Source organism: Burkholderia sp. AU16741 (assembly GCF_002223345.1).
GTDB lineage: Bacteria > Pseudomonadota > Gammaproteobacteria > Burkholderiales > Burkholderiaceae > Burkholderia > Burkholderia sola.
In genome coordinates this window covers 1-23,167 of sequence record NZ_NKEZ01000006.1, presented here as the reverse complement: position 1 = coordinate 23,167, position 23,167 = coordinate 1, and the positions used below count along the sequence as shown (strand labels likewise).

Here is a 23,167-nt window from a genome sequence, read left to right as displayed (position 1 = left end):
GAGATACGTCTGATGCGCGTCGAAATAAGCGCCGGCCAGGATCGCGACGAGCGATCCGCCCACGGTCTGAACGAGCAGTACGATGGCGGTCAGCATCGGGAACAATGTGGTGCTCCAATAGTGCCCCAGCATCCCCATCACGCCGACCTGCCCCGCGCCAAAACCTGCGCCCACCAAGCCCACGGCCACGTAAGTCGTTGTCAGGTTTGGAGTGCGAAGGTTCGCCAGCGCGACGAATCCAACGACAAAGACCCCCATTGAGATGATTTGCGCACGCCGCAAATCGGTGCTCGCGGCCAGCAGGTTGAACCCCAAGTTGCCGAGCACCATGGTCGCCGACAGGAGCGGCATGGCGAAGGCAGCGGCAGCGGCGCTAATCCCGATGCCGCGTAGATAGACCTGCGAATGGGCAATCATAAAGACTGAGCCGGATGCGATTGCAAGCATCGAAAAAGCCACGCCCCAGAGTAGCGGGGATCGCACCACCTTCGACAGCGGCAGTTCACGCGTCGTCTGCGCCGCTTCTTCATGTGCCTCATCCCAGCGGAGTTCACTGGAGTTTGCATCGTCTCCCGTCGGGGCATTGCGGACAAAGAGCAGATTGGTCAGCAGCCCCACGATGCCGGCCCCAACAAACACCCACCACCCGGAACGCCATCCCCCGGCCGACTCGACCACAGACCCGATGAGGGAGATGACGGCGAAACTTGCTGCGCCCACCACGGCATAGAGGACGGAAATCGCCAGGGTGCGGCGCCGTACAAACCAGGCGGCGACGCCCGCCTGGCACGGAATGATGCCGCTGAATGCACTGGTCAGGCCCATCAGCACGCTGAAGGCAGCAACGGCCTCCCACGGCTGGGTGGCCAGCGTCGCCAGCCATGCGCCACCGACCACCATGGTCAGGCAGCCGATGACGAGACTGTTTCGGATACCGATCCGTCCGACCGCTTTGGCTGCTACAGGACTGAATAGTGCTGCAGTAACCATGTTGACGGAGGTCAGCAAACCGAGCGTTTGCCGGTTCCAATCCAGCGCCGTGGCCATGTACGTATTGACCACACTCGCGCCGTAAATGGGCAGCGACATGCTGATGCACATCATCAAGGAAAGGGCGGTAAGCACAGCCCAACCTCGATAGCCGAATAGCTTCAATTTCTACTCCGAATGATCACTTCTGCATTGGTATCCGCCTTGCGCGGCTTAGCGCTTGCTGCGAGCCCCACCCACCGCTTCCAGCATCGGAATCGGCAGACCGAAGTGCGCCTGACCCACACCCTCGGCCGCCGTGTCGTACTGCGCAATCGGATGCGTGCGATAGGTAGCCATATCCCGGAAATAGCGGTTGAGCCGCTGACCTTTCTTGGCTGCAGTGCTGCCACCCGCGTAGAAAATCTTCTCGATCGACTCCGCGGCCATTTTTCCAGCCTGGGTGGCCATTGCGCCCTGCAGGAAATCCTTCTCCGCCGAATACGCGATACCGGCTTGCCACTGCTGGCAGGCCTGCGTGTACTGCCGCGCGACCTCGATCACCTGCACTTCAGCCGCACGGATCTCCATCACCACCTGTCCAACGGTGCGCTGGTATTCCAGCGACTTGTAGCGCTCGTGGAACGGCGGATTGATCGTCTTTTTGGTCCGCAGGATCTCTTCATATTCATCGAGTGCCGCCCAGGCCGCACCGACCATCACCGCACTGATCACTGCAGTGAACAGCGAGGTGGTGATACCCACATACATGGAATTGCCGTGCAGACGGGTGCCAAACGTCCCTTCCGGATCCTCGCCGGCGCGCCGGAAGTCGTAAAACGGCGCCACCATATTGTCGGGAACGAATGCGTTCTCGACCACGAACGTCTGCGAGCCGCTGGAACGCAGGCCCATCGTGAGATCCCCCCCCACGAGCCGGGAACGATTCGGAAATCGCCAGCAGGCAGAATCGGCACATAAAACACCGGCGGCCCGCCCGGATTCGCATCATCGATCAAACGCGCAGTCGGCATGACGTGCGTGGCATAGGGAACACCGGAGGCGTAGTCCCACGTTCCGTTGACGATGTACCCGTCCTTGACTTTGCGAATCGTGCCATTCGTCGGCGCACGCAACGGAGCAATCGCGACGCCGTCGTTGCGGCCAAAAATCTCATGTTGGGCGCCTTCGTCGTAGTGCGATGCCAGCATGATCACGTGCGCGGCCGGGAACGCCCAGCACCAGGCTGCACTCGGATCGCTGCGCGCCATCTCGATGGTCGCCCGAATCAGCGTTTCCGGATCGAATTCGTGGCCACCATAGCAACGCGGCTGCACCACCCCGTAGGCGCCAAACGACAGCAAAGCTTCGTGCACCTCACCGGTATAGGCACCGGCTTCGTCAGCCTGATCCTGCTGCGCACGGATCATTGGCCGGAGGGCAATGATCTTGTCGATGAATTGCTCGGGTGTCAGCCCGGGTGCCGCGTTGCGAATCTCGGGAAATTCGGTGGACTTCGGCCGCGTGGCCATTGCGATATCGCCTGTACTCATTACTCCTCCATGCACCGCTCGAAGCGGCGACGTCCTTATGAAACGCGACGACATTGAGACGCCGTACCAACACAAAAAATGCGACCCGGCGAGCACTTCATGCTGCCGCACTCAGCTCTCGGGAGAAGTTGACGACCTGCCGCGCCATGAGCGCGATCTGCTCCCCGGTGCGCGCCGAGAAGCCGAACTCGCCCGGTTCCGATACGGGCTCGGCCGAATTGATCGCGACGCCCACCGGAGTCGGCCAGCCTCGCAGCGCGTGAACGACGGTCCGCAGCGCCGTCAACGTCGCCACCGCACCCTGCCACCCGGCCCCAGTCGCCACACAGCCGACCGCGCGTCCATCAAGATACGGACGCGTGTCCTTATTCATCTCTTCGAGATAGTCGAGGGCGTTTTTTACCAAGCCCGACACACCGCCGTGGTATCCGGGTGAACCGATAATCACGCCATCAGCCTCGCGCATCGCATTCACCAGACGATCCGCCGCAGGGATGGCCTCACGCCGCTCCGGGCTAAAATTGGGAAGATCGATCTCGGATCCCGCGAGAAGCAAGGTCCTCGCTCCCATGTCTTCGGCCACCTTCAACGCCATGCGCAACGCGCGCTCAGTCGACGAATTAGCGCGAATGGTTCCGCCAATGGCTACAATGAACGGCGCCTGCTTTGATCTTGCAATGCTGGTTGACATTTCCTTCACCTCCTCACAACGATAGAACTGCCACGCCTTCAGCGATGTCAGCCCTGGCACCCGCATCGAGTGCTTCGCGACTAATCGATTATTTGTACCCTATCGACTTGCCGCCCACGGAATCCACTACCCCTTACCCGTTCTCAACTCGAGCGGTACGCCCTGGGTGTCAGCGTGAAGCCGGCGCAACCATCGAAGGGATCGCCGATTTCCCGCTGCCCTTCCCGATCAACAACCTGGCTCCAGTTAAGGTGGACGTCGTGAGACTCCAGTTCATGATCGGTATAGCCGGCGGTGCGTCCATACCAGAGCTCGAAGACATTGCCACCTTCCGAGCCGATGCACTTTCCCGACGCCGGACAGCTGGTATGCGCAAGCGCCCCAACCGTCGGCGAAACGAATTCCGGGCTGAGCTTGGTCAGGATTTCCGGTGAGGGCTTGGCCTGGTCGGCACTCATGGTCGTCCAGGCAACCGTGGCCGCGCCGGGGGCCAGCGCGTTGACTTTGATGCCGATGTCTGCGCCTTCGATCGCCAGGTTTCGCGTCAGCCCCAGGATGCCGCCCTTCGAGGCCCCGTAGACCGAGGCATAGCGCGCACCAAGCAGCGATCCGGACACCGTGTTGACGATGCGTCCGTAGCCGGCCTGCTTCATGTGCGACCAGACCGCACGGCACATCCAGATCGTGCCCATCAGATGGGTATCCAGTATCTTGTGAATGTCGGCCGCGGACAGCTCTTCGAACAGCGCGAACTCGACGACACCCGCGTTGTTGACCAGGATGTCGACCTTGCCGAAGGTTTGCAGCGCAGTCTGCACAATAGCGTTGGCGCCCTCTTCGGTCGCGACGCTATGCGTATCGGCGACGGCCTGGCCACCCTGCTCGCAGATTTCTCGAACGACCGCATCCGCGCGAGCACCCACCACGCCACGCCCGTCCGGCCCGACGCCGAGGTCATTGACGACGACTTTGGCGCCCCTGGCGGCGAGATACTTGGCGTGTGCGCGGCCCAGGCCGGGATTGCCGCCTGCTCCGGTCACAATCGCCACCTGACCTTCAAAACTTAAGTCGCTCATGGTTCCAATCTCGATTGTCTTCTCATGTCAGGCGTACTCATCAAAGCTACGCTCCATAAAATAATCGATTATTTTGGAATCGGCGTCACTCAGGGTATACCAGCCTCACTTCGAGGGATTCTTCTCCCGCCATGCGTTGCGGCGTCTTCAGGCCCGCGGAAAACAGCACATATACCCAGAGAACATCGGCAGGTTGTCGCCCGACTATCATGGCTCGCAATATGTCGTCGACAATTGGCACGCGCACGATCTCCAGCCGCCGCCCTCGGGTTATCAATGGGTGCAGGTGAACGGGGACTTCGTACAGGCTGCGATCCCCACGGGCGTGATTTCGAGCATCCTGCTCGCGCCACATCGTTTATGAACGACGGATGCCACCCACGAAGGGCGGCATCGAAAATCACATCGCAACAACTTGCCGTCAGACCTCGCGGCGGAACGTCAGTGTCACGCGAAACCCGCCTTCGGGCGCGTTATCGCATTCGAACTGCCCGTCGTTATAACGCGTGAGCCGTCGCACGATCGCGAGGCCCAGACCGCAATGCGCATCGCCCCCGCGCGCCGGATCGAGCCGTGTGAACGGCTGCAGCACGCGTTCGAGGTGTTCGCGCGGAATGCCCGCGCCGTGATCGCGCACGGTAAGCGTGTAGACGCCGTTATGCGCGGACGTCGAAATCTCGACGGGCGGGTCGCCATAGTTCATCGCGTTCTCGATTAGATTAGACAGAATCCGGTCGAGATCCACGAGCGGCAGATTGAAGCCATCGCCCGCATTCAGACGCAGGCGCACGAGCGCCTCATCATCGAGCCCGTCGCCGTAATGACGCCGGCAATGCGCATCGACATTCGCTTGCGGCGACGGATCGGCCGTGTCGCGCGCATAGTCGAGAAATTGCGTCACGATGCGCGACAGCGACTCGGCGTCGCGCAGGAAGCCGCTGCGATTCGCCACATCGGGCAGCAGGTCGGCGCGCACCTGCATGCGCGTGATCGGCGCACGCAGATCGTGCGCGACGCCCGCCAGCATCACCGCGCGCTCCTGCTCGGCTTTCCCGAGTTCGCTCATCATCTCGTTGAAGTCACCGATCAGCAAGCGCATTTCGGCCGGACCGCTTTCCGTCACGGTCGGCGCGCGCCGTCCGATCCTGAATTCGCGCGCCGCATCCGCAAGCCGGTGCAAGGGGCGCTGGAACTGCCATGCGGCGAACAGTGCCGCGCACACGGCCAGCACCAGCATCACCAGCGACGATCCGAGAAAACGCACGCCAGGCAGATTGGCGTTGCGCATGTAGAGCCAGTATGGCTCGCTTCCATAGCGTATCCACAGCGATCCCGTGCGCGGCTGGAAGACGACGCGGCTGCCGGGCGGCAGGCGTCGCAGCAGGTCAGGCGCATCGGAGCCGGTGCAACCGTTGGGACAGCCGGAACGGCCCACGTCGGCTGCGGCGATATATTCGATATCAAGCGTCTGCGCGACGTGTCGCGCGCTTGCTTCGCCGTCGTGCTTCGCCTGCACGGCGAGCATCGCTGCGCGACGCGCATGTTCCGCATCTATCTGGCTGCGCTCGCGGTCGACGACAAACAACGACGTCACATGTACAGCGACGATCAGACCGACCGTCATCGTCGCGAGACGGCCGAAAAGCGTATTGAACGGATTTTTCATTCCGATGTGTCGCCTTTTCCGTCTTCACTGATTGCGTTGCCATCCCCGGTTTCGCCAGGCACGAACATATAGCCGATGCCCCGAATCGTCTGGATACGGCGCGGCGCGGCGGGATCGTCTTCGAGCAGCCGCCGCAGATACCACACGGGCACGTCGATGCCGCGCTCCGTCACATCGGAATCGGGACCGTGCAGCAACTCGACAATGCGCGTGCGTGACAGCGTTTCCATCGGGTGCTGTGCGAACACTTCGAGCAGCGCGTATTCGCTGCCCGTCAGCCTGATCGGCTCGTTGTCGCGCAAGAGCGTACGCGACGCGAAGTCGAGCCGGAAGCGCCCGAACACGAGCGACTCACGATGCTTCGGGGGCGGCGCTTCGGGATGCAGCGCATGACGGCGTAGCACGGCATGAATTCGCGCGAGCAGTTCCTGCGGCATGAACGGCTTGCCGAGGTAATCGTCGGCGCCTAGTTCGAGGCCGATCACGCGATCGACGCCATCGGCGCGCGCAGTCAGCATGATCACGGGAATCGTGTCACCGCTCGCACGCAACTGCTTGAGCGCCGTGAGACCGTCGACGCCGGGCATCATCAGATCGAGGACGATGATCGACGGACGCTCGCGTTCGAGCCGCCGTGGGAGATGGGTAGCGTCGTGCAACACCGAGAAGTCGATGCCGCGTTGGTGGAAGAAATTGCGAAGCAGGTCGCGCAGGTCGGCGTCGTCGTCGACGAGCAGCACCTGAAGAGGCGTGTCGGGCATGATGTGAGCAGGCTGCGCCGGGTTTTGCCGCTTGGGACGGGCAGTGCCCTTGCCGCCAGATATCGGATCTACGTATGACTATAGCGCAAGGCGGTGCGCCCCCGGTTCCGAAGACTTAGCGAGTCTTACGGAGTCTTAGCGAATTACAGCGACCGCGTAATGACCGTTCGGGCGGCGTGAAAGGTCAGGAGTTTGCTGGCTCGGATGCAGCTTGAGCGTCGCAGGCAAAGCGGAAGCCAATGTCTGGTCCGCCTCATCATCCATGCGCGGTTCGCCCGATATCAACAGCCGCTCGTGCAGAAGCCGGTTCGCGCCGCGTAAATGAAACCGGCGGTGCGCGTGTCGACCTCGGGCGGCAACTGTGCACGTTCGGACACGGCGCGCAGCGCCGCCATCGACACCCAATCATAGAGCGCCCCTGTCTTCGCTGTCACCTCTCATTCGTCATCGCGATGATGTACAGGTCGTGAGCAGCCACACTTACAATGCGCCGCGCAAACGCCGGCGCAACGGTGCGTGCAGACGATGTAACGAATCAGCTTCCTGCTCGCACGACACGGGCCGCCGTTTCGGCAGTCGCGCTTTGCTCGCTCCATCCGCCGCCGAGCACCTTGTAGAGCGTGATGAGATTCGACAGCTTCGAAAGCGTATCCGTTACGAGTTGCTGTTGCGCCGTGTACAGCGAACGCTGCGCATCCATCAACGTCAGGAAGCTGTCCGTTCCGTGTTGATAGCGGACTTGCGCGATGTCGTAGTAGTTCTGCGCAGCCGTTACGTAGTCCCGATCGGCCTGAGTCTGCGCCACATAGGTGGCGCGTCCTGCCAGCGCATTCGCCACTTCCTTGAAGGCCGTTTGAATGGCCTTTTCATAGTCGGCGACCTGGATGCTCTTCTGGATCTTCGCCACATCAAGTGTCGCCTTGTTGTAGCCGTAATCGAAGATGGGCACGGTGATAGACGGCGAGAACGTCCACGCCCCGCTACCTGCCTTGAAAAGACCCGACAGGCTCGTACTCGACGAACCCGCAGAAGCAGTCAACTGGATCTTCGGAAAGAAAGCCGCGCGTGCCGCGCCAATGTTCGCGTTCGCCGCCTTCAGGGAATGCTCGGCCTCGACGATGTCAGGCCGCCGCGACAGCAGATCCGAAGGCAGCCCCTCGCTGATGTCGGCCAGCATCGACGGGCTCGACATCAACGTCGCGCCTTGCGGCAGATCGTCCGGCAACGGACAGCCGATGCTGGCGACGAGATTGTTCTTGTCCTGCGCAACGGCGCGCGTATAAGACGCGAGGCTCGACTGCGCGCTCGCGAGGCTCGTGCGCGCCTGCTGCACATCCTGGAACGACGAACTGCCCGCCTCCATCATCTGCACGGTCAGTTCATAGGTCTTCTGGTCCGCCTCGACGGTGTTGCGCGCGATCTCCTGGCTCGTTTCGTCGGCGAGCAGCTGGAGATAGTCGGTCGCGACCGTCGCGATCAGGCTCAGTTGCGTACTGGCATGCGCGGAGTCGCTCGATAGGTACTGCTCGAGCGCCTGCCGCTTGAGGCTGCGCAGACGTCCGAAGAAATCGATCTCCCACGACGACATGCCAACACTTACCGAACCCGTCGACATGATCGTGCCCGCCGATCGTTCGCGCGTGAACGATCCGGAAGCATCGACGGACGGCGAGAGATTGGCGCGCGCGATCCGATACTTCGCTTCGTACTCGGCTACATTGAGCGCCGCGACGCGAAGGTCGCGGTTGTTCTCGAGAGCCAGTTCGATCAGACGCTGCAGACGAGCGTCCCTGAAAAAATCCCGCCAGCCGACATCGGTCGCGTAAGCCGCTTGGCTCGCCCGGCCCGTCTTGCTCGCATCGGTCTGATAGGCTTCGCCTTGAGGATATGCAGCCGCGACAGGCGCGGCCGGTCGTTGATACGCGGGATCGAGTGTGCAGGCGCACAGCGCCATCGCAATCATTGTACTCAGGTACTTCAGCTTCATGCTTGTTCCTCTTGCGACGGGCCATTAGGCTCCGTGTGCCCATGCTCGCCGAACAGACGGCGCACCACGACGTAAAACACCGGCACGAAGAAAATGGCCAGCACCGTCGCGGCAATCATGCCGCCCGCGACGCCCGTGCCGATTGCGTGACGTGCATTGGCGCCCGCCCCGGTACTGATCACGAGCGGCAGCACACCGAACACGAACGCGAGCGATGTCATCAGAATGGGGCGCAAGCGCATATGGGCGGCCTTGATGACGGCGTCGATCATACCGAGCCCTTGCGCCTGCAAGTCCTTCGCGAATTCGACGATCAGAATCGCGTTCTTCGTCGACAGACCGATGGTCGCCAGCAGACCGACCTTGAAATAAATGTCGTTGTCCAGTCCGCGCAAATGCGCGGCCGCGAGCGCACCGAACACGCCGAGCGGAACGACGAGGATCACTGCGAGCGGGACCGACCAGCTTTCGTACAGGCCGGCGAGGCAAAGGAACACGACCACGATCGAGATCGCATAGAGATAGACCGCTTGAGAGCCCGCCTGCACTTCCTGATACGACTGGCCCGTCCATTCGACGCCGAAGCCGGCCGGCAGCTGCTTGGCGATCTTCTGGACCGCATTCATCGCGTCGCCCGTGCTCACGCCGTTGCCCGTTTGCGCGGACATCCCCATCGCCAGTTGCCGGTTGTAGCGCTCGATCTGCGGCGGCCCGAACGTCCAGCGGCTCGTCGTGAAGGCTGAAAACGGCACCATGTCCGCATCGTAATTTGCGCGCGTGCCCGAAGAGGAAGATGACGAACTGTTGGACGACGATGAACTCGACCGCACGAACCAGCTGGCGACATCGGCTGGCATCATCCGATAAGGTGCATCGGCCTGCACGTAGACCTTCTGAATGCGCCCCGTGTCGATGTAGTTGTTCACATAGGAAGAACCGAATGCCGTCTGCAACGTGTCATTGATATCCGAGACCGACAGGCCGAGGGCTGACGCCTTCTCGCGATCGATATCGACTTGCAGTTGCGGCGTATCTTCGAGCCCCGACGGACGCACCATCGCCAGCGACGGCTCCTTCATCGCGAGCCCCATGAACTGGTTGCGCGCTGCCAGCAGTTTGTCGTGCCCCTGCCCCGCGCCATCCTCGATTTCGAAATCGAGACCGCTTTGTGTGCCCAGTTCCTGGATCGCAGGCGGATTGAGTACGAAGGTCTGCGCGTCGCGATTGGCATTGAGCTTGCGATTCGCGCGCGCGATGATCGCCGACGCACTGTCTTTCGAACTGCGCTGCTTCCAGTCCTTCAGCGAGACGAATGCGAGCGCGTTGTTCTGCCCTTGTCCGTTGAAACTGAAGCCGTTCACCGTGATCATCTGTTCGACGCCGGGCTCGTCGTGCAGGAAGTATTGCTCAGCCGCTTCCACGGCCTTGAGCGTGCTTGATGCAGGCGTGCCGACGGGCGTGCTGATCGAGACGAGGATGTAGCCCTGGTCCTCTTGCGGCAGATATGACGACGGCAAAGTCATGTACAGCAACACGACGATCGCGCCCATGCAACCATAGACGAACATCCAGCGCATCGGCTTGCCGACGATGCGCGCGAGCGCGCCGCTATAACGTGTGGTGCCGGAGGAAAACTTGCGGTTGAACCAGCCGAAGAAGCCGCGCTTTTCCTCATGCCCGTGTTGCGTCGGTCGCAACAGTGTCGCGCACAGAGCGGGCGTGAGCGTGAGCGCGAGAATGACCGAAAGCACCATCGCCGAGGCGATCGTGATCGAGAACTGCCGGTAGATGGCACCCGTCGATCCCGAAAAGAATGCCATTGGAATGAACACGGCAGTCAGCACCGTGGTGACGCCGATCAGCGCACCCGTAATCTGACCCATCGCCTTCTCGGTGGCCTCGCGGGGCGACAAACCCTCCTCGCTCATCAGACGTTCGACGTTCTCAACCACGACGATGGCATCGTCCACCAGAAGACCGATCGCTAGCACCATCGCGAACATCGACAGCACGTTGATCGAGAAGCCGATGGCCGCCATCACGCCGAACGTGCCAAGCAGCGCGACGGGTACGACGATCGTGGGGATCAGCGTCGAGCGGACGTTCTGCAGGAACAGATACATCACAGCGAACACGAGCACGACCGCCTCGAGCAGCGTCTTCACGACCTCTTCGATCGAGATGCGCACGAACGGCGTCGTGTCGTACGGAATGCTGACCTTGACGTCCTTGGGCAACTGCGGCTCGAGTTCCGCGAGCTTCGCGCGCACTTCGCGAGCGACCTGCATCGCGTTCGCGCCCGTCGCGAGCTTGATCGCCATCGCCGCCGCCGGCTTGCCGTTGTAGCGCGACGACGTATCGTAGGAATCGCCGCCAACCTCGATGCGCGCGACTTCCTTGAGCCTGACCTTCGAGCCGTCTGAATTGACACGTAACAGGATGTCGCCGAACTGGTCGACCGTCTTCAGAAGACTAGACGAGCGGACGGTCGCGTTGATCGCCTGCGAATCTGTGGCAGGCAAGCCGCCGATCTGGCCGACCGATAGCTGCACGTTCTGATTGGATACGGCCGTCGTGACGTCCGAGGTCATCAGACCGAAACTACGAAGCTTGACGGGATCAACCCAGATGCGCATCGCGTGCTGCGCCCCGAATAGCGTGACGTCGCCTACGCCGTTGAGCTGCGAGACAGAGTCCTGGATCTGGCTGGCGATGATATTGCCGAGATCGATAGAGTTATAGCTGCCGCCTGGCGACGACAGCGCCACGAACATCATGAAGTTGGTCGACGCCTTGGCAACCTGGATACCCTGTTCTTGCACCGTCTGGGGTAACGATGACGTTGCCTGGCTGACCTTGTTCTGCACCTGCACCTGGGCGATATCGGGGTTCGTGCCGGCATTGAACGTGAGCGTGAGGGTCGCTTGCCCTGACGAGCTGCTCGTCGACGACATGTACAGCAGGTTGTCGATACCGCTGAGTTTCTGCTCGATGATCTGCGTGACCGTCGCCGCCACGGTATCGGCGGATGCGCCGGGATAGGTCGCCGTGACCTGCACGGAAGGCGGCGCGATGGTGGGATATTGCTCGACGGACAGCGAGGTGATCGATACCGTGCCGACTAGCATGATAACGATCGCGATCACCCATGCGAGGATGGGCCGCTTGATAAAGAACTGAGCCATGCGCCCCCCTTACTGCTGCATGCCGGAAGCGCCCGGCGCACTCGCCGACGAGGCCGATGCGGCCTTGATGGCCGGCTTGTTTTCCGCGACCTTGACCTGCGCACCCACATGTGCGCTTTGCAGGCCGCTCACGATAACGCGGTCGCCCGCATGCAGGCCCTCGGTCACAATCCACTGGTCGCCATACGCAGTATCGGCCTTTACGCTTACCTGGCGAACCTTCGATGACGCATCGACGACATACACGCTGGCCTGCCCCGCCGAGCCGCGCGACACGGCAATCTGTGGCACGAGAATCGCGCGGTCGTCCATGCCCTCTTCGAGCCTGACGCGAACGAACATGCCGGGTAACAGGTCGCCCTCGGGATTCGGGAAAATGGCTCGCAGCGTCACCGAGCCCGTCGTCGTATCGACGCTGATGCCCGAAAATTGCAGCGTGCCTGTGTGCGAATACGGCGTGCCATCCTCGAGTTCCAGGCTGACCACCGCGCCGTTGTCGCCCGCGCGCTTGAGCTTGCCCGACGCGAACGCCTTGCGCAGCTTCAGCCATTCGGCGCTCGAACGCGTGAAGTCGAGGTACATCTGGTCGAACGCGTGAATCGTCGCGAGCGCCGTTGTCTGATCCGAGGTGACGAGCGCGCCTTCCGTCACGCTCGACGCGCCGATCCGGCCGGAAATGGGCGCCGTGATCCGCGTGCGGTCGAGGCTCACACGTGCCGATTCGAGCGAGCCCTGATCGGCGATCACATCCGCTTCGGCCTCTCGCACGGCGGCGATCGCGTCGTCGTAATCCTGCTGGCTCACCGCCTTGATCTTGACGAGATCGGTATAGCGGTCCGCCTTGGTTCTGGCAGATGCGAGCGTCGCGCGTGCCTTCGCGAGCGTGCCGCGGGCGGAGTCGTAGTTCGCCTGATAAGAAGCGGGATCGATCTGATACAGCACCTGCCCTGCCCTGACGTCCGAGCCTTCGACAAACAAGCGCTTCTGGACGATGCCACTGATCTGCGGGCGGACATCCGATAACTTGAGCGAGGAAAGACGACCAGACAGTTCCGTCGTCATCACGATGTGTTGGGGCACAACCGTCTCGACACCGACCTCGGCGGTTTGTGCGCCGGACGGCGATGCCTCGTGCCGATTACAGGCGGAAACCATCATAGCGACGGCGCCGCACAGTGCGGCCAGCAGGCGGCGAGGAGGTGCGCAAACACCGGGAACCCGCAAAAAAACGTGCGAATAAAGGTTCTGCATACGCGAGAAAGAGAGAGCTCCAGCGTCGTGCAAACGCAACGCCCTAGCCGCACCGCACGTGCGTGGTGCGGCTGGGGCCGGTGTACGTCGATCGGCAAATGCGACGCCGACGCTAATGTTGAACAGCCGGCTTGTTGACGAAAGATTCATCGAGGCGCCGATCTTCGCATAACTGAAGTGCGCGAAGCTTAGCGATTCTTTCAACGTGTTACCGAGATTATTCGGGCTTTGGCATACCGCCCCTAGCGGGAGCGGGACGGGTTGAATAACCACAAAGTTGCGCGATTGTTTAACTCGGCGCGGCGGGTAAAGCGGGATCGCGATGGACGATGGAACGGCAACGCACGACCCGCTCACGGGTTACACGCCGGCAACCCTAGCCGGGAAACTCGTCGTGGATGTCGTCGATCAGTTCTACCAATTCGATGGAACCATCTGCCAACCCGGCTCGACCCCGCTTCGGGGCAATCTGTTGGTTCCGGCTTCGCGACTGTCACGAAGCCGGAGCGCAGTGGCTGGCGCTGATCGACGCGATTCCATCGATTCGCGGCCCGCGCGACCACTCGATTCAACGGCCCCGCGTCGTCTACGCCGATCGCGGTCATGACTCCGAGCGGCATCGGCGCGCCCTGCGCCATCGCGGTATCCAGTCAGTGATCGCGAAGCGCCGGACCGAGCACGGCAACGGACTCGAAAGTATCGTTGACTGGTCGGACGCATGCATTCCTGAAACTTGGTTGCTCGCTTGTCTGCCTGAACATCTTCAGGCGTACCGAGCAGCCTTTTTGAGCTGGCATCTAAGCGCTGTCGAAAACGACCCATGCATCGGCGTTAATTTCTACTTGGACCGCATCCAGCGACGCGCCTTTGCAGGGCCCATCAACGCACTTTCCATCGTCAAACCTGAATATCGCACTATGGTGAGCGCACATCAGAACCTCAGATCGATAGCAAAAGATATTTCCGGGGACAAAGTCCAAGCCTACGGAAAAATGGGGGCACCGATTTACGTAGGCCCACACCTTGTCACCACGCCGGACAATGACGATGGGACGGTCGACTGATTCTTCGGCGACTACACGGGCACCACCGTCGGGCACATCGTCCAAACGACATAGCCGATGCGCGCTCATCACTACACCCGCTGCTCGGGATTACCAAGGCTCCAGTCCCACGGACGAACCTCCACTCGCGAGAACAAACCTTCCTTCATGTAAGGGTCTTCTCCAACGAACCGCATCACCGCTTCGATGTCGTCGGCTTCTACGACCAGGAGCGTGCCGTTCATCGCATTGCCGAGGGGCGCCAGCGTAGGACCGCCGAGGCGTACCAGAACACCGTGCTGAGACGCACTGCGGAGATAAGTCCGATGACTCGGGCGCACACGCTCACGCACCTCGCGCATGTCAGGCTTGTCGGTGGCAAAGACTGCGAAATAGCGACTCATGGTTCAGCTCCGGTCAAGCACGAAGTCGTAGTTCGCCTCGCGATATGGGCCATTCAGATTGAAACGGCGCGCGAGTTCATCGCCCCCCGGGCGCTCGCGGTAAGAAACCATCAGCGATGGCTTGACGCCGAAAACCGCGTCCGAATGAAGGTACTTGTCGTTTTTGTCGAACAGATGGGTCACGAGCGTTCGATGTCCGGGCGCATCAATCATGAAATGCAGATGTGCGGGCCGCCACGGATGCCGGCCTGTCGCGTCGAGCATCTTGCCGACTGGACCATCCGTCGGAATCGGGTAGCTCACGGGCAGAATCGTGACAATTGCGTAGCGCCCTTCGGCATCCGCGTGGTAGCGACCACGCAGGTTTCCGTGGGGTTGCTCGGTGTCTTGCCCCGAGTACATGCCATTTTCAGCGGTCTGCCACACGTCGAGCACGGCGTCCGGCACCGGTGCACCGTCGGTGGTCAGCACGCGGCCATGCACGACCACCGGAGTGCCGGGCGTGAACGCCATGTTCTCGCCATACGCTCGGTCGGGCATGCCTTCGATGTAGAACGGGCCGAACACCGTCGTTTCCGTCGCGCCGGTCGCAAAACGATGGTTGATCCGATCGACCAGCATCGATACGCCCAGCGTGTCCGACAGCAGAATGAACTCCTGCCGCACGACGTCGTCGCACATCTTTCCGGTTTCGGTCAGGAAGCCGATCGCAGCCATCCACTCCGCCTCAGTCAGCTCCGTTTCGCGGACGAACGCATGCACGTGCCGCACGAGGCTCTGCATCAAGGTGCGCAAGCGCGCGTCCTGTGTGCTGGCAAAGCTGGCAACAACCTGCTCGGTCAGCCTCGCATCGCTATCGCCATGTTCGGTGGTCACATCGGTCTCCATATATGCTTTCAACCGCCTTGCACGCCTAGTGTGGCGCGCGCCCTTCCCATGCACGCTGAAGCAATTCCCTGATCGGTGCGCGTTCGATCGGACGCGGATTCGCATAGGGATTCTTGCAGGCAATATCAGCTGCCTCGTCGAGGCCATCCTGCCGCATGCCGATATCTTCGAGCGCCGACGAGATGCCGAGTTTTTGGTTCAGCTGGAACAGAAGCGAACCGGCTTCCGCGGCTTCGCTGCCGCCAAGAGCGCGCGCAACCCGACGCAGCGCTTCAGGCGCGGCAGCGTGGTTGTAGTGCGCCGTATGAGGCAACATCGCGGCGTGCGTCTGCGCGTGCGGGAGGTTGAAGGTGCCGCCGAGCGTATGACAGAGCTTGTGATGCAACGCCATGCCGACGGCGCCCAGACATGTGCCGGCGAGCCATGCGCCATACAGGGCGCGGCTGCGCATCTCGCGATCGTCGGGCGCGCGCACGATGGCTGGTAACGCTTCGCCGAGCGCACGAATCGACTCCTCTGCCATCAAGCTGATCACCGGGTTCGCATCTTCCGCGTAGAGCGCTTCGACCGCGTGCGCCATCGCATTGACGCCGGACGCCGCCGAAATCCCTGGCGGCAGCGACAGCGTCAGCGACGGATCGTAGAGCACCGTACGCGGCAGCACGCGTGCATCGCGCCCGGTGCGCTTGAGCCGCTCTTCCGTGAGCCCGTAGATCGGCGTCATTTCCGAACCCGCGTAAGTCGTCGGCACGGCGAGGATCGGCAGCGACGATTCGAGCGCGATCGCCTTGCCGAGCCCGATCGTCGAGCCACCGCCGATCGCGATGCAGCAGTCCGCGCCAAGCTCGGTGGCCATCTCGCGCGCCGCACGAGCGACTTCGATCGGCACGTGCATCACGGCCTGCGCGCACACGCCGGCTGCACGCTCGCCGAGCACGCCGCTGACGCGCTCCGCGAGCGCTCGCTGTTCGGGCGTGGACAGGATCAGCGCCCGCTGCGCGCCGAGCGCGGTCAGCTCGTCCGGCAGCCGGTCGAGCGCGCCCCATTCGAACACGACGCGCGAAGGCGTTCCCTGGTAGACGAAGCGCTCCAAGGCGACCTCAGCGCTTGAAGTGCGGCGGCACGTTGCCGTCGACGTTGACCCACACCGAGCGCGCTTCCGTGTAGTCGTGCATCGCCTCGAAACCCATCTCGCGGCCGTAGCCCGACTTGCCGATGCCGCCGAATGGGCTGCCCGGATTCACACGCTTGTAGCAGTTGATCCAACACATGCCCGCGTCGATCGTCGACGCCATCCGGTGCGCGCGGGACAGATCGTTAGTCCACAAACCGCTGCCGAGCCCGTATTCGGTCGCGTTGGCAATCGACAACGCTTCTTCGTCGCTGCCGAAGCGCAGCACGGTAACGAACGGCCCGAACACTTCCTCCTGCGCGACGCGATCGGCCGCGCTTTTCGCTTCGATGACGGTCGGACGCACGTAGTAGCCATTCGCGAGCGTGGCCTCCTGCGGCGCGCTGCCACCTGCGAGCACACGGCCGCCCTGCTCCCGCGCGACGTCGACGAACGACAGCACGCGGTCGAGGTGCTGCTTCGACGTCAGCGGGCCCATTTCGGTGTCCGGATCCAGCGGATTGCCAACGCGGATAGACGAAGCCAGCGACACGAAACGCTCGAGGAATTCATCCGCGATACGTTCATGCAGCACCAGACGCGAACCGGCGATGCACGCCTGCCCCTGGTTGTGGAAGATCGCCCACGCGGCGCCGTTGATGGCGGCATCGAGGTTCGCATCGTCGAACACGATGTTCGCGCCCTTGCCGCCGAGTTCCAGCTGCACGCGCTTCAGGTTGCCCTGCGATGCGTCGACGATCCGGCGCCCCGTCGCGGTCGAACCGGTGAACGCGATCTTGCCGACACCAGGGTGTTCGGCGAGACGCTGGCCGGCCGTATGTCCATAGCCGGGAACGATATTGACGACACCTGCGGGGAAACCGACCTCGGCCATCAACTCGACGATCCGCAGGGTCGACAGCGGCGTGATCTCCGACGGCTTCAGCACGACCGTGTTGCCGGCGGCCAGCGCGGGGCCCATCTTCCAGCTGGTGAACATCAGCGGGAAATTCCACGGCACGATCTGACCGACGACGCCGATCGGTGCACGCTGCACATAGTTCAGGAAGCCGGTTTCGACCGGAATCACCGAGCCTTGAAGCTTGTCTGCCATCCCGCCGAAGTAGCGGAAACAGCCGGCCGTGCGCGGCACGTCAAGCGCGCGCGAATCGCGGATCGGATGGCCCGTGTCGAGCGATTCGAGCTGCGCGAGTTCCTCGGCATTCGCGTCGATCGCGTCGGCGAGACGCAGCAGCAGCCGGCCGCGTTCGGCCGCCGGCAACGCCGACCATTTCGGAAACGCGCGGGTTGCGGCTTCGACTGCAAGGTCGATGTCCGCCGCGGTAGCGGCGGCGATCTTCGTGATCAGCGAACCGTCGTGCGGATTGAGCACGTCGATCGTGCCACGGTCGACTGCGTCAACGAATCGCCCGTCAATGAAGAGCTGGGTCTGCATGTATCTTCCTCGATGTATTGCTGGCGCGCGACTTAGAACTCGATGGGATACGGAGCCAGTTCGCCGCTCTCATAACGCTGCGGCAGGTTCGGCGTGGCGTTTTCCCACACCAGAAGCATCGAGCGCTTGGTCGAGTAACCCTGGTGCCGGATATCGGCGGGCATTGCGCAGATGTCGCCGGCGCGCATCGTGATCCGTGCGCGCGGCGCACCGGAGTTCTTGTCGCCAATGTCCCAGACAATTTCGTCGGAAAGTTGCAGGAACCATTCGACGCGGTCGTTGCCGTGGAACACCGGCAAGATGAATTCTTCGGTCGTCGGACAGAACAGGCTGAGACCGCAGACGGACGTCACCGACGGATTCCACGTCACGTCCGAACGCGATAGATATTTGAAGAGGCTGAACGCATGAAGCTCGTGCTCGAAGCCCGGTTCGGCATGCACTTCCGGCTCGTCTTGCACGACGTCGAGGAATGCACGATTGACCGCCAGATCGTCGCGCAGCGGCGAGTCTCCTTCGAGACCCGGCATACGGCGCGTCGCGATGCGGGTACGTTCGATTGCCGCAACGTTCTCGCCATGCTTGCGGCCGAATGCCGTGCCGGTTTCTTCTGGAGCTGCGAACGGGTCGAAGCCTTCGTTTGTCCAGTCGTGCAGCATGGCCTTGAACGTGGCCATGATGGTTGGCGTGTCGAACGTCTCGGTATAGTCGACGCCCGCTTCCTTCAGGATGCCGTTGAACGTGCCCGCGTACACATCTACCTTGCCGTAGTGATTACGTGTCCCGAACACATGGTCGAAGTTGACCCAGCCATAGAAGAAGCCCCATGCGACGTCCCGCATCATCGCGCGCAGGAACGCGTCCGCGGATATCGCGTGCGTGCGGATCTGGCCTTTCGCGGGCCAGCTGATCTTCACGAAGTACTCGTCGCGCTGGAACGCGAATTCGCCAAGCTGGAAGCGGCGGTAACCGGTGACGGGATCGGCTTCCGTGGCCTGCACCAGATCGGCGGCGAAGCCAGCGGAAAGATCGAGGGTCTCGAGGGTGGCCATAACATGTCTCCAGGAATATTTGAATGAGGCGGTCAGGCAGGTCAGTGCAGGCAGATATCTGCCCACTTCTCTACGGACAGCTCACCGAGAACGGTCTGCACGAGGGCAACGCCCGGCTCGCTTGCGACGAAGCGGTACGCACAGCCCGCCGGCAGCAGTGCCTGGTGCCCCTTGCGCAGGACGACATACCCCATCTTGCGACCGGCAGGCCGGACGCCCGCGTGCACCGTGCCACGCCCCGACGTCGGCGGATTGTCGAGCTTGATGAATTCGATCTGAACTGCGCCATCCATCTGGATGGCGAACTCGTCGTGTGCACATGCGAACCATTGCGATGCGCCTTCGGTACGCAGCACTTCGATGACATATTCGAGATTCTTGCCGACGACGACCTTCTCGTACGGTGCTGACTTGGAGGCCACCTCGAATACGTTCGAGAAGGCGTAATGACGAGCGCTCCCGCTCGTGATTTCGATGTCGCCTTTCTTGTAGCTGTCGAGCGAGCCAAAGACGGTGTGAAATGCCGCGTCAGTCATTGCTGTCTCCTGTGTTGAACTGCTTGTTAGGTTCAACTCTAGGGGCAATAGCTGTGAGTAACAACCTCCGGAACAGCGACTACCGCATTTGCGATTCCCGAATAATCCACCGACTGATTCGAGGGCTATCGCACCCAGCCGCGCTCGAGCAACGGCACATCCCAGGACGGTTCACTGCCGATATATTCGGCGAGGAACTCGACAAGCGCCTTCACCTTTAATGCCTGACGCTGCGTCGCAGGATAGACGGCCGCAAAGCTCAACGACGACAGGTCATAGTCCGTCAACACGGGCACCAACGTCCCCTTGACGAGCGCGTCGCTCGCGACCAGGGTTGGCAGGCAAACCACCCCCCCGCCTGTCAGTGCGTAGTCCCGGAGCAGATGTACCGAGTTCGAGCGAACCATTCCCGGCAATTCCATCTCGACGACTTCATCACCCTGAGTCATAGTCCAGCGATTTCGTGAGGGATATCCCGAGTACAGTGCAGTTGTGTGGTTCAGCAGGTCCCGTGGATGCTGTGGCGCACCATGATCGTCGATGTAAGCCGGCGAAGCACAAAACAACCGCCGAACGGTAAATAGCCGGCGTTCGATGAGCGACTCGGAAATCGGGGGGAATATCTGGAAAGCGATATCGAAGCCTTCCTCGACCGGGTCAACCACGCGGTCATTCACGATGACATCGAACTGGATTCCCGGATAGCGGCGATTGAATTCAGCCAGTGGGGCAGCGAAATGTCCAAGGGCGAACCCCGGAAGCATCTGGATGCGCAAGCGCCCCGTCGGTGTGGCGCGCATTTCCCGCATCTGGTCGGTGAGCTCATTCACCCTGCCCACCACGTCTGCGCATTCGCGATAGAACGCTTCGCCTACCTCCGAGAGCCGCACGTGACGCGTGCTGCGATGGAAGAGCGGCGCATTGACGAACTTCTCGAGCTGCTGGATGCGGTTCGTCACTACGGAACTCGTCACACCGAGTTGTCTCGCCGCCTCAGCGAAGCTGCTGGCCTCGGCGACTCTCACGAATGCCTCGATGCTCAAAAATCGATCCATACTGCGCCCTTCTTGTCAGCAAAATACCAGTTTATCTGTACCGGACCGGTCTTTGCATCGCACGGGAAGGAGCCACACTATCACTGATCGGTTCTCAAAGCACGTATTCGCGTTCCCTTGCGGATTAACGCGACCGCTCACCCGCAGCAAGCTTCGCCGGTATGCCAGAACGACGCTGCAGTACAGCCGGTGCAGTTTCCCTCAGAAGCATGCTGACCAGAATGCCAAGAATGACGGCACACATGGGCAGCCAGAGAATGTTCTGAATGCCGAAATGAGCCGCGACGTAGCCGCCCAACGCAGGTGCGATGCCGCCGCCGAAGATTTCGCCGCAGCCGACCACCACACCGATCGACGTCGACACGAGGCCCACGGGCGCGGCTTCCGTTGCGACTGGCCCCGACAGCAGCGACACGAGCCCGAGCGTGAAGAACGACGCGACGAACAGGACGATGAACAGCGTGACGGGTTGCGGGCCGAGACCGCGGAAGATGTAGAGCATCACGGCCGTGCCCGCAAAGCCGACGATGCTCGCGATGCGGCGGCCCACCAGGTCTGACAGCCCCGGCAGCCCGAACTGCCCGATAAATCCGCCGAAGCCGATTGCCGACACGACGAGCCCCATCTTTTGCGTACCAAGCGCCAGGTAGTCCGTCAGGTACAGCGGCAGCAGCGCGCCGAGCACGAACACGCCCGTCATCGCGCAACACAATGCGGCCATCGCGACGAGGATGTTGCGGCTCTTCAGCACGTGGCCGAGCGACGCGGGCGCGTGCTCCGATACGACCTCCCTCTCCCGCCTCGGCTCGCGGATCACGAAGAACATGATCGCGCCGAGGATCAGGCCGGGTATCGCGACGAGCGCGAACACCCAGCGCCACGACACGAACTCGAGCAACTGCGTCGCGATGATCGGTGACAGCGCGAGCCCGAACAGCGCGAAGCCGCTTTGCTGCAGCCCGAGGTTCAAGCCGCGCCGACGCGGATGCGACGCGTCGGCGGTCGCCGCGAAGCTGGTCGGGCAGAACGAGCCTTCGGCGACGCCCATCAACGCCCGAATCGCGATCAGACCGAGCAGCCCACCCGCGAGCCCCGAAAAGCCCGACAGCAGCGAGAACGCGACGATCGCGGGGATCAGCACTTTGCGGCGGCCGATCTTGTCCGAGATGCCGCCCATCAGCGCGGCGAAGATGCCCCACGACAGGCCAAGCACGCCGATGCAGTTGCCGACGTCCTGCGCGGTCAGGTTCAGGTCCTTCATGATCGACGGGAACAGCGGCGCGATCAGCCAGCGGTCGAGGCCGACTAGCCCGAAACCGAGCGCCAGCAGCGTGACCGCCTTCCACTCGTACGCGGTATCCCACTCGTTTGCTTTCATGTCTGTCTCCGTGGAACTGGTCAGCCTGCGCGCGCCGCAGCGTCCGTGCATGAGCCAAATCCGTTGTCTTGGGTCTGCGATACGACGCGAGTCGCGCGGAAATGGCCACCGCCTTCCGGTTGCAGGCGTCCAATTCAATCAGCCGACGCCCGAACGATAGGTGCGCGGATACGGATCGGGTATGGAACAACCGGCGAACACGCCATTCGCGAAATGCAAATAATCTCGACGGACAAGGGAAAGGCGCCACCTGGAAAGCACGACGCAAAAAATGGCGGGACGAAATGAACATGGGACCGGCGAGCCTAGGGGAATCCCTCGTAGACACTGAAGAATACGCATCGCGGTCCGCTCAACGTCCCACTGTTCCAACTCGGGATCGCGTCGTCGGCCCGTGCGATCAACGGTTCCAGCATCCGACGCTTCGTTCCCGGGTCACGGCGAGCTAGCCGCGTCATAGCAAGATACGATTCTGTACTGACCCACATATCCAGACGCCGATCACCGTTGCCGTCCTTGCCAGCCGCGTCACGCCTTGTTCGATAGGCCGCTTGCCACTGTGCCGTCGTTTGCGTCATCTCCTACCTACAGTGGTTGTTACCCGGTAACGCGAGACCTCACGGCGCATGGCAGATCGAGCGTTTACGATAATGAATCATCTCGCGACTGAAGAATCGATTCTATCTCACTCCTTGCAGTTTTGACTCCCCCCACTTGAAAGGGGCCAAGTCCCCTCGTCCTCATAGTAGGTCACAAGGCATCTCGTTACAGGCAGCGGGGCTCAGCGCCACACCTACTGGTTGACAAACAATCGATTATTCTTGAAACTACGTTGACGGCGGCGACCCAGCAACGCTGGCATGATCATTCGGAGTGGAGAGTGAAGTTATCCGGCTATCGAGGGAAGTCTTTATCGTTACCTTCGTTGCACTGGCAAACCTTCGCACTCCAAACCTGACAACGACTTACGTGGCCGTCGGCTTGGTGGGCGCAGGTTTTGGCGCGGGGCAGGTCGGCGTGATGGGGATGCTGGGGCACTATTGGAGCACCACATTGTTCCCGATGCTGACCGCCATCGTACTGCTCGTTCAGACCGTGGGCGGAT

The 23,167-nt window shown here is 61.8% G+C and carries 22 protein-coding genes and 1 pseudogene; 3 read left to right on the top strand and 20 right to left on the bottom strand.

The window, feature by feature from the left end; genetic code table 11:
- The 5 genes from CFB89_RS16805 to CFB89_RS16790 all read right to left on the bottom strand — a co-directional run.
- The coding region (locus CFB89_RS16805; protein ID WP_144030123.1) for an MFS transporter at positions 1 to 1,155 on the bottom strand (1,155 nt) is incomplete at its 3' end.
- Between the two features lie 48 nt (positions 1,156 to 1,203).
- Complete coding sequence (locus CFB89_RS16800; RefSeq protein ID WP_179233456.1) at positions 1,204 to 1,740, bottom strand: hypothetical protein; 537 nt, start codon at positions 1,738 to 1,740, stop codon at positions 1,204 to 1,206.
- Positions 1,701 to 2,522 (bottom strand): hypothetical protein, encoded by an 822-nt coding sequence (locus CFB89_RS34935; protein WP_179233455.1) that lies wholly within the window; start codon positions 2,520 to 2,522, stop codon positions 1,701 to 1,703. The genes CFB89_RS16800 and CFB89_RS34935 overlap by 40 nt, the downstream gene beginning before the upstream one ends.
- A 97-nt stretch (positions 2,523 to 2,619) precedes the next feature.
- The gene (locus CFB89_RS16795) at positions 2,620 to 3,213 is read right to left on the bottom strand and encodes an NADPH-dependent FMN reductase (protein ID WP_089468833.1); all 594 of its coding nucleotides are present in this window, start codon (positions 3,211 to 3,213) and stop codon (positions 2,620 to 2,622) included.
- A 143-nt stretch (positions 3,214 to 3,356) separates the two neighbouring features.
- On the bottom strand, positions 3,357 to 4,289 hold the full coding sequence (locus CFB89_RS16790; protein WP_089468829.1) for an SDR family NAD(P)-dependent oxidoreductase: 933 nt from the start codon (positions 4,287 to 4,289) through the stop codon (positions 3,357 to 3,359).
- A gap of 73 nt (positions 4,290 to 4,362) precedes the next feature.
- Here CFB89_RS16790 and CFB89_RS35655 point away from each other — a divergent pair, with 73 nt between their 5' ends.
- Positions 4,363 to 4,653 (top strand): RcnB family protein, encoded by a 291-nt coding sequence (locus CFB89_RS35655; protein WP_306427129.1) that lies wholly within the window; start codon positions 4,363 to 4,365, stop codon positions 4,651 to 4,653.
- A gap of 57 nt (positions 4,654 to 4,710) precedes the next feature.
- On the opposite strand, the gene CFB89_RS16780 is transcribed toward CFB89_RS35655, so the two are convergent.
- From CFB89_RS16780 to CFB89_RS16760, 6 genes are all read right to left on the bottom strand, one after another.
- A complete protein-coding gene (locus tag CFB89_RS16780; RefSeq protein ID WP_089468827.1) occupies positions 4,711 to 5,955 on the bottom strand; it encodes an ATP-binding protein in 1,245 nt (414 codons plus the stop codon).
- Positions 5,952 to 6,716 carry a response regulator gene (locus CFB89_RS16775; RefSeq protein ID WP_089468826.1) on the bottom strand — a complete coding sequence of 255 codons (765 nt, stop codon included), beginning with the start codon at positions 6,714 to 6,716 and terminating at the stop codon, positions 5,952 to 5,954. The genes CFB89_RS16780 and CFB89_RS16775 overlap by 4 nt, the downstream gene beginning before the upstream one ends.
- A 281-nt stretch (positions 6,717 to 6,997) precedes the next feature.
- Entirely contained in the window at positions 6,998 to 7,150 is a 153-nt protein-coding gene (locus tag CFB89_RS34930) for a hypothetical protein (RefSeq protein WP_179233454.1), read from the bottom strand.
- Positions 7,151 to 7,251: 101 nt separating this feature from the next.
- Complete coding sequence (locus CFB89_RS16770; RefSeq protein WP_089468825.1) at positions 7,252 to 8,703, bottom strand: efflux transporter outer membrane subunit; 1,452 nt, start codon at positions 8,701 to 8,703, stop codon at positions 7,252 to 7,254.
- Positions 8,700 to 11,888, bottom strand: a complete 3,189-nt coding sequence (locus CFB89_RS16765; protein WP_089468824.1) for an efflux RND transporter permease subunit — start codon at positions 11,886 to 11,888, stop codon at positions 8,700 to 8,702. The genes CFB89_RS16770 and CFB89_RS16765 overlap by 4 nt, the downstream gene beginning before the upstream one ends.
- Before the next feature lie 9 nt (positions 11,889 to 11,897).
- The gene (locus tag CFB89_RS16760; protein ID WP_256979686.1) at positions 11,898 to 13,046 is read right to left on the bottom strand and encodes an efflux RND transporter periplasmic adaptor subunit; all 1,149 of its coding nucleotides are present in this window, start codon (positions 13,044 to 13,046) and stop codon (positions 11,898 to 11,900) included.
- A gap of 602 nt (positions 13,047 to 13,648) precedes the next feature.
- Between CFB89_RS16760 and CFB89_RS16755 the strand changes: the two are divergent.
- Positions 13,649 to 13,928: pseudogene (locus CFB89_RS16755) on the top strand (IS5/IS1182 family transposase); the annotation flags it as partial.
- An 8-nt stretch (positions 13,929 to 13,936) separates the two neighbouring features.
- Here CFB89_RS16755 and CFB89_RS16750 read toward each other — a convergent pair.
- The 9 genes from CFB89_RS16750 to CFB89_RS16710 all read right to left on the bottom strand — a co-directional run bounded on the left by CFB89_RS16750 (position 13,937) and on the right by CFB89_RS16710 (position 22,062).
- Positions 13,937 to 14,272 (bottom strand): Rieske 2Fe-2S domain-containing protein, encoded by a 336-nt coding sequence (locus CFB89_RS16750; RefSeq protein WP_089468822.1) that lies wholly within the window; start codon positions 14,270 to 14,272, stop codon positions 13,937 to 13,939.
- Positions 14,273 to 14,274: 2 nt separating this feature from the next.
- A complete protein-coding gene (locus CFB89_RS16745; protein ID WP_089468821.1) occupies positions 14,275 to 14,586 on the bottom strand; it encodes a YciI family protein in 312 nt (103 codons plus the stop codon).
- Positions 14,587 to 14,589: 3 nt separating this feature from the next.
- Positions 14,590 to 15,462, bottom strand: coding sequence for an intradiol ring-cleavage dioxygenase (locus CFB89_RS16740; protein ID WP_089468832.1), 873 nt, complete (start codon positions 15,460 to 15,462; stop codon positions 14,590 to 14,592).
- Positions 15,463 to 15,499: 37 nt separating this feature from the next.
- Positions 15,500 to 16,567 (bottom strand): maleylacetate reductase, encoded by a 1,068-nt coding sequence (locus CFB89_RS16735; protein WP_089468820.1) that lies wholly within the window; start codon positions 16,565 to 16,567, stop codon positions 15,500 to 15,502.
- 7 nt (positions 16,568 to 16,574) lie between these two features.
- Entirely contained in the window at positions 16,575 to 18,041 is a 1,467-nt protein-coding gene (locus CFB89_RS16730) for an aldehyde dehydrogenase family protein (RefSeq protein WP_089468819.1), read from the bottom strand.
- A gap of 32 nt (positions 18,042 to 18,073) precedes the next feature.
- Entirely contained in the window at positions 18,074 to 19,093 is a 1,020-nt protein-coding gene (locus CFB89_RS16725) for a hydroxyquinol 1,2-dioxygenase (protein ID WP_089468818.1), read from the bottom strand.
- Between the two features lie 41 nt (positions 19,094 to 19,134).
- Positions 19,135 to 19,629 (bottom strand): hydroxyquinol 1,2-dioxygenase, encoded by a 495-nt coding sequence (locus CFB89_RS16720; protein WP_089468817.1) that lies wholly within the window; start codon positions 19,627 to 19,629, stop codon positions 19,135 to 19,137.
- 125 nt (positions 19,630 to 19,754) lie between these two features.
- Entirely contained in the window at positions 19,755 to 20,684 is a 930-nt protein-coding gene (locus tag CFB89_RS16715; RefSeq protein WP_089468816.1) for a LysR family transcriptional regulator, read from the bottom strand.
- Positions 20,685 to 20,808: 124 nt separating this feature from the next.
- Complete coding sequence (locus tag CFB89_RS16710) at positions 20,809 to 22,062, bottom strand: MFS transporter (RefSeq protein ID WP_089468815.1); 1,254 nt, start codon at positions 22,060 to 22,062, stop codon at positions 20,809 to 20,811.
- A gap of 873 nt (positions 22,063 to 22,935) precedes the next feature.
- Here CFB89_RS16710 and CFB89_RS35175 point away from each other — a divergent pair.
- Positions 22,936 to 23,167 (top strand): hypothetical protein (locus CFB89_RS35175; protein ID WP_218828348.1); only part of this gene is annotated, 232 nt, incomplete at its 3' end.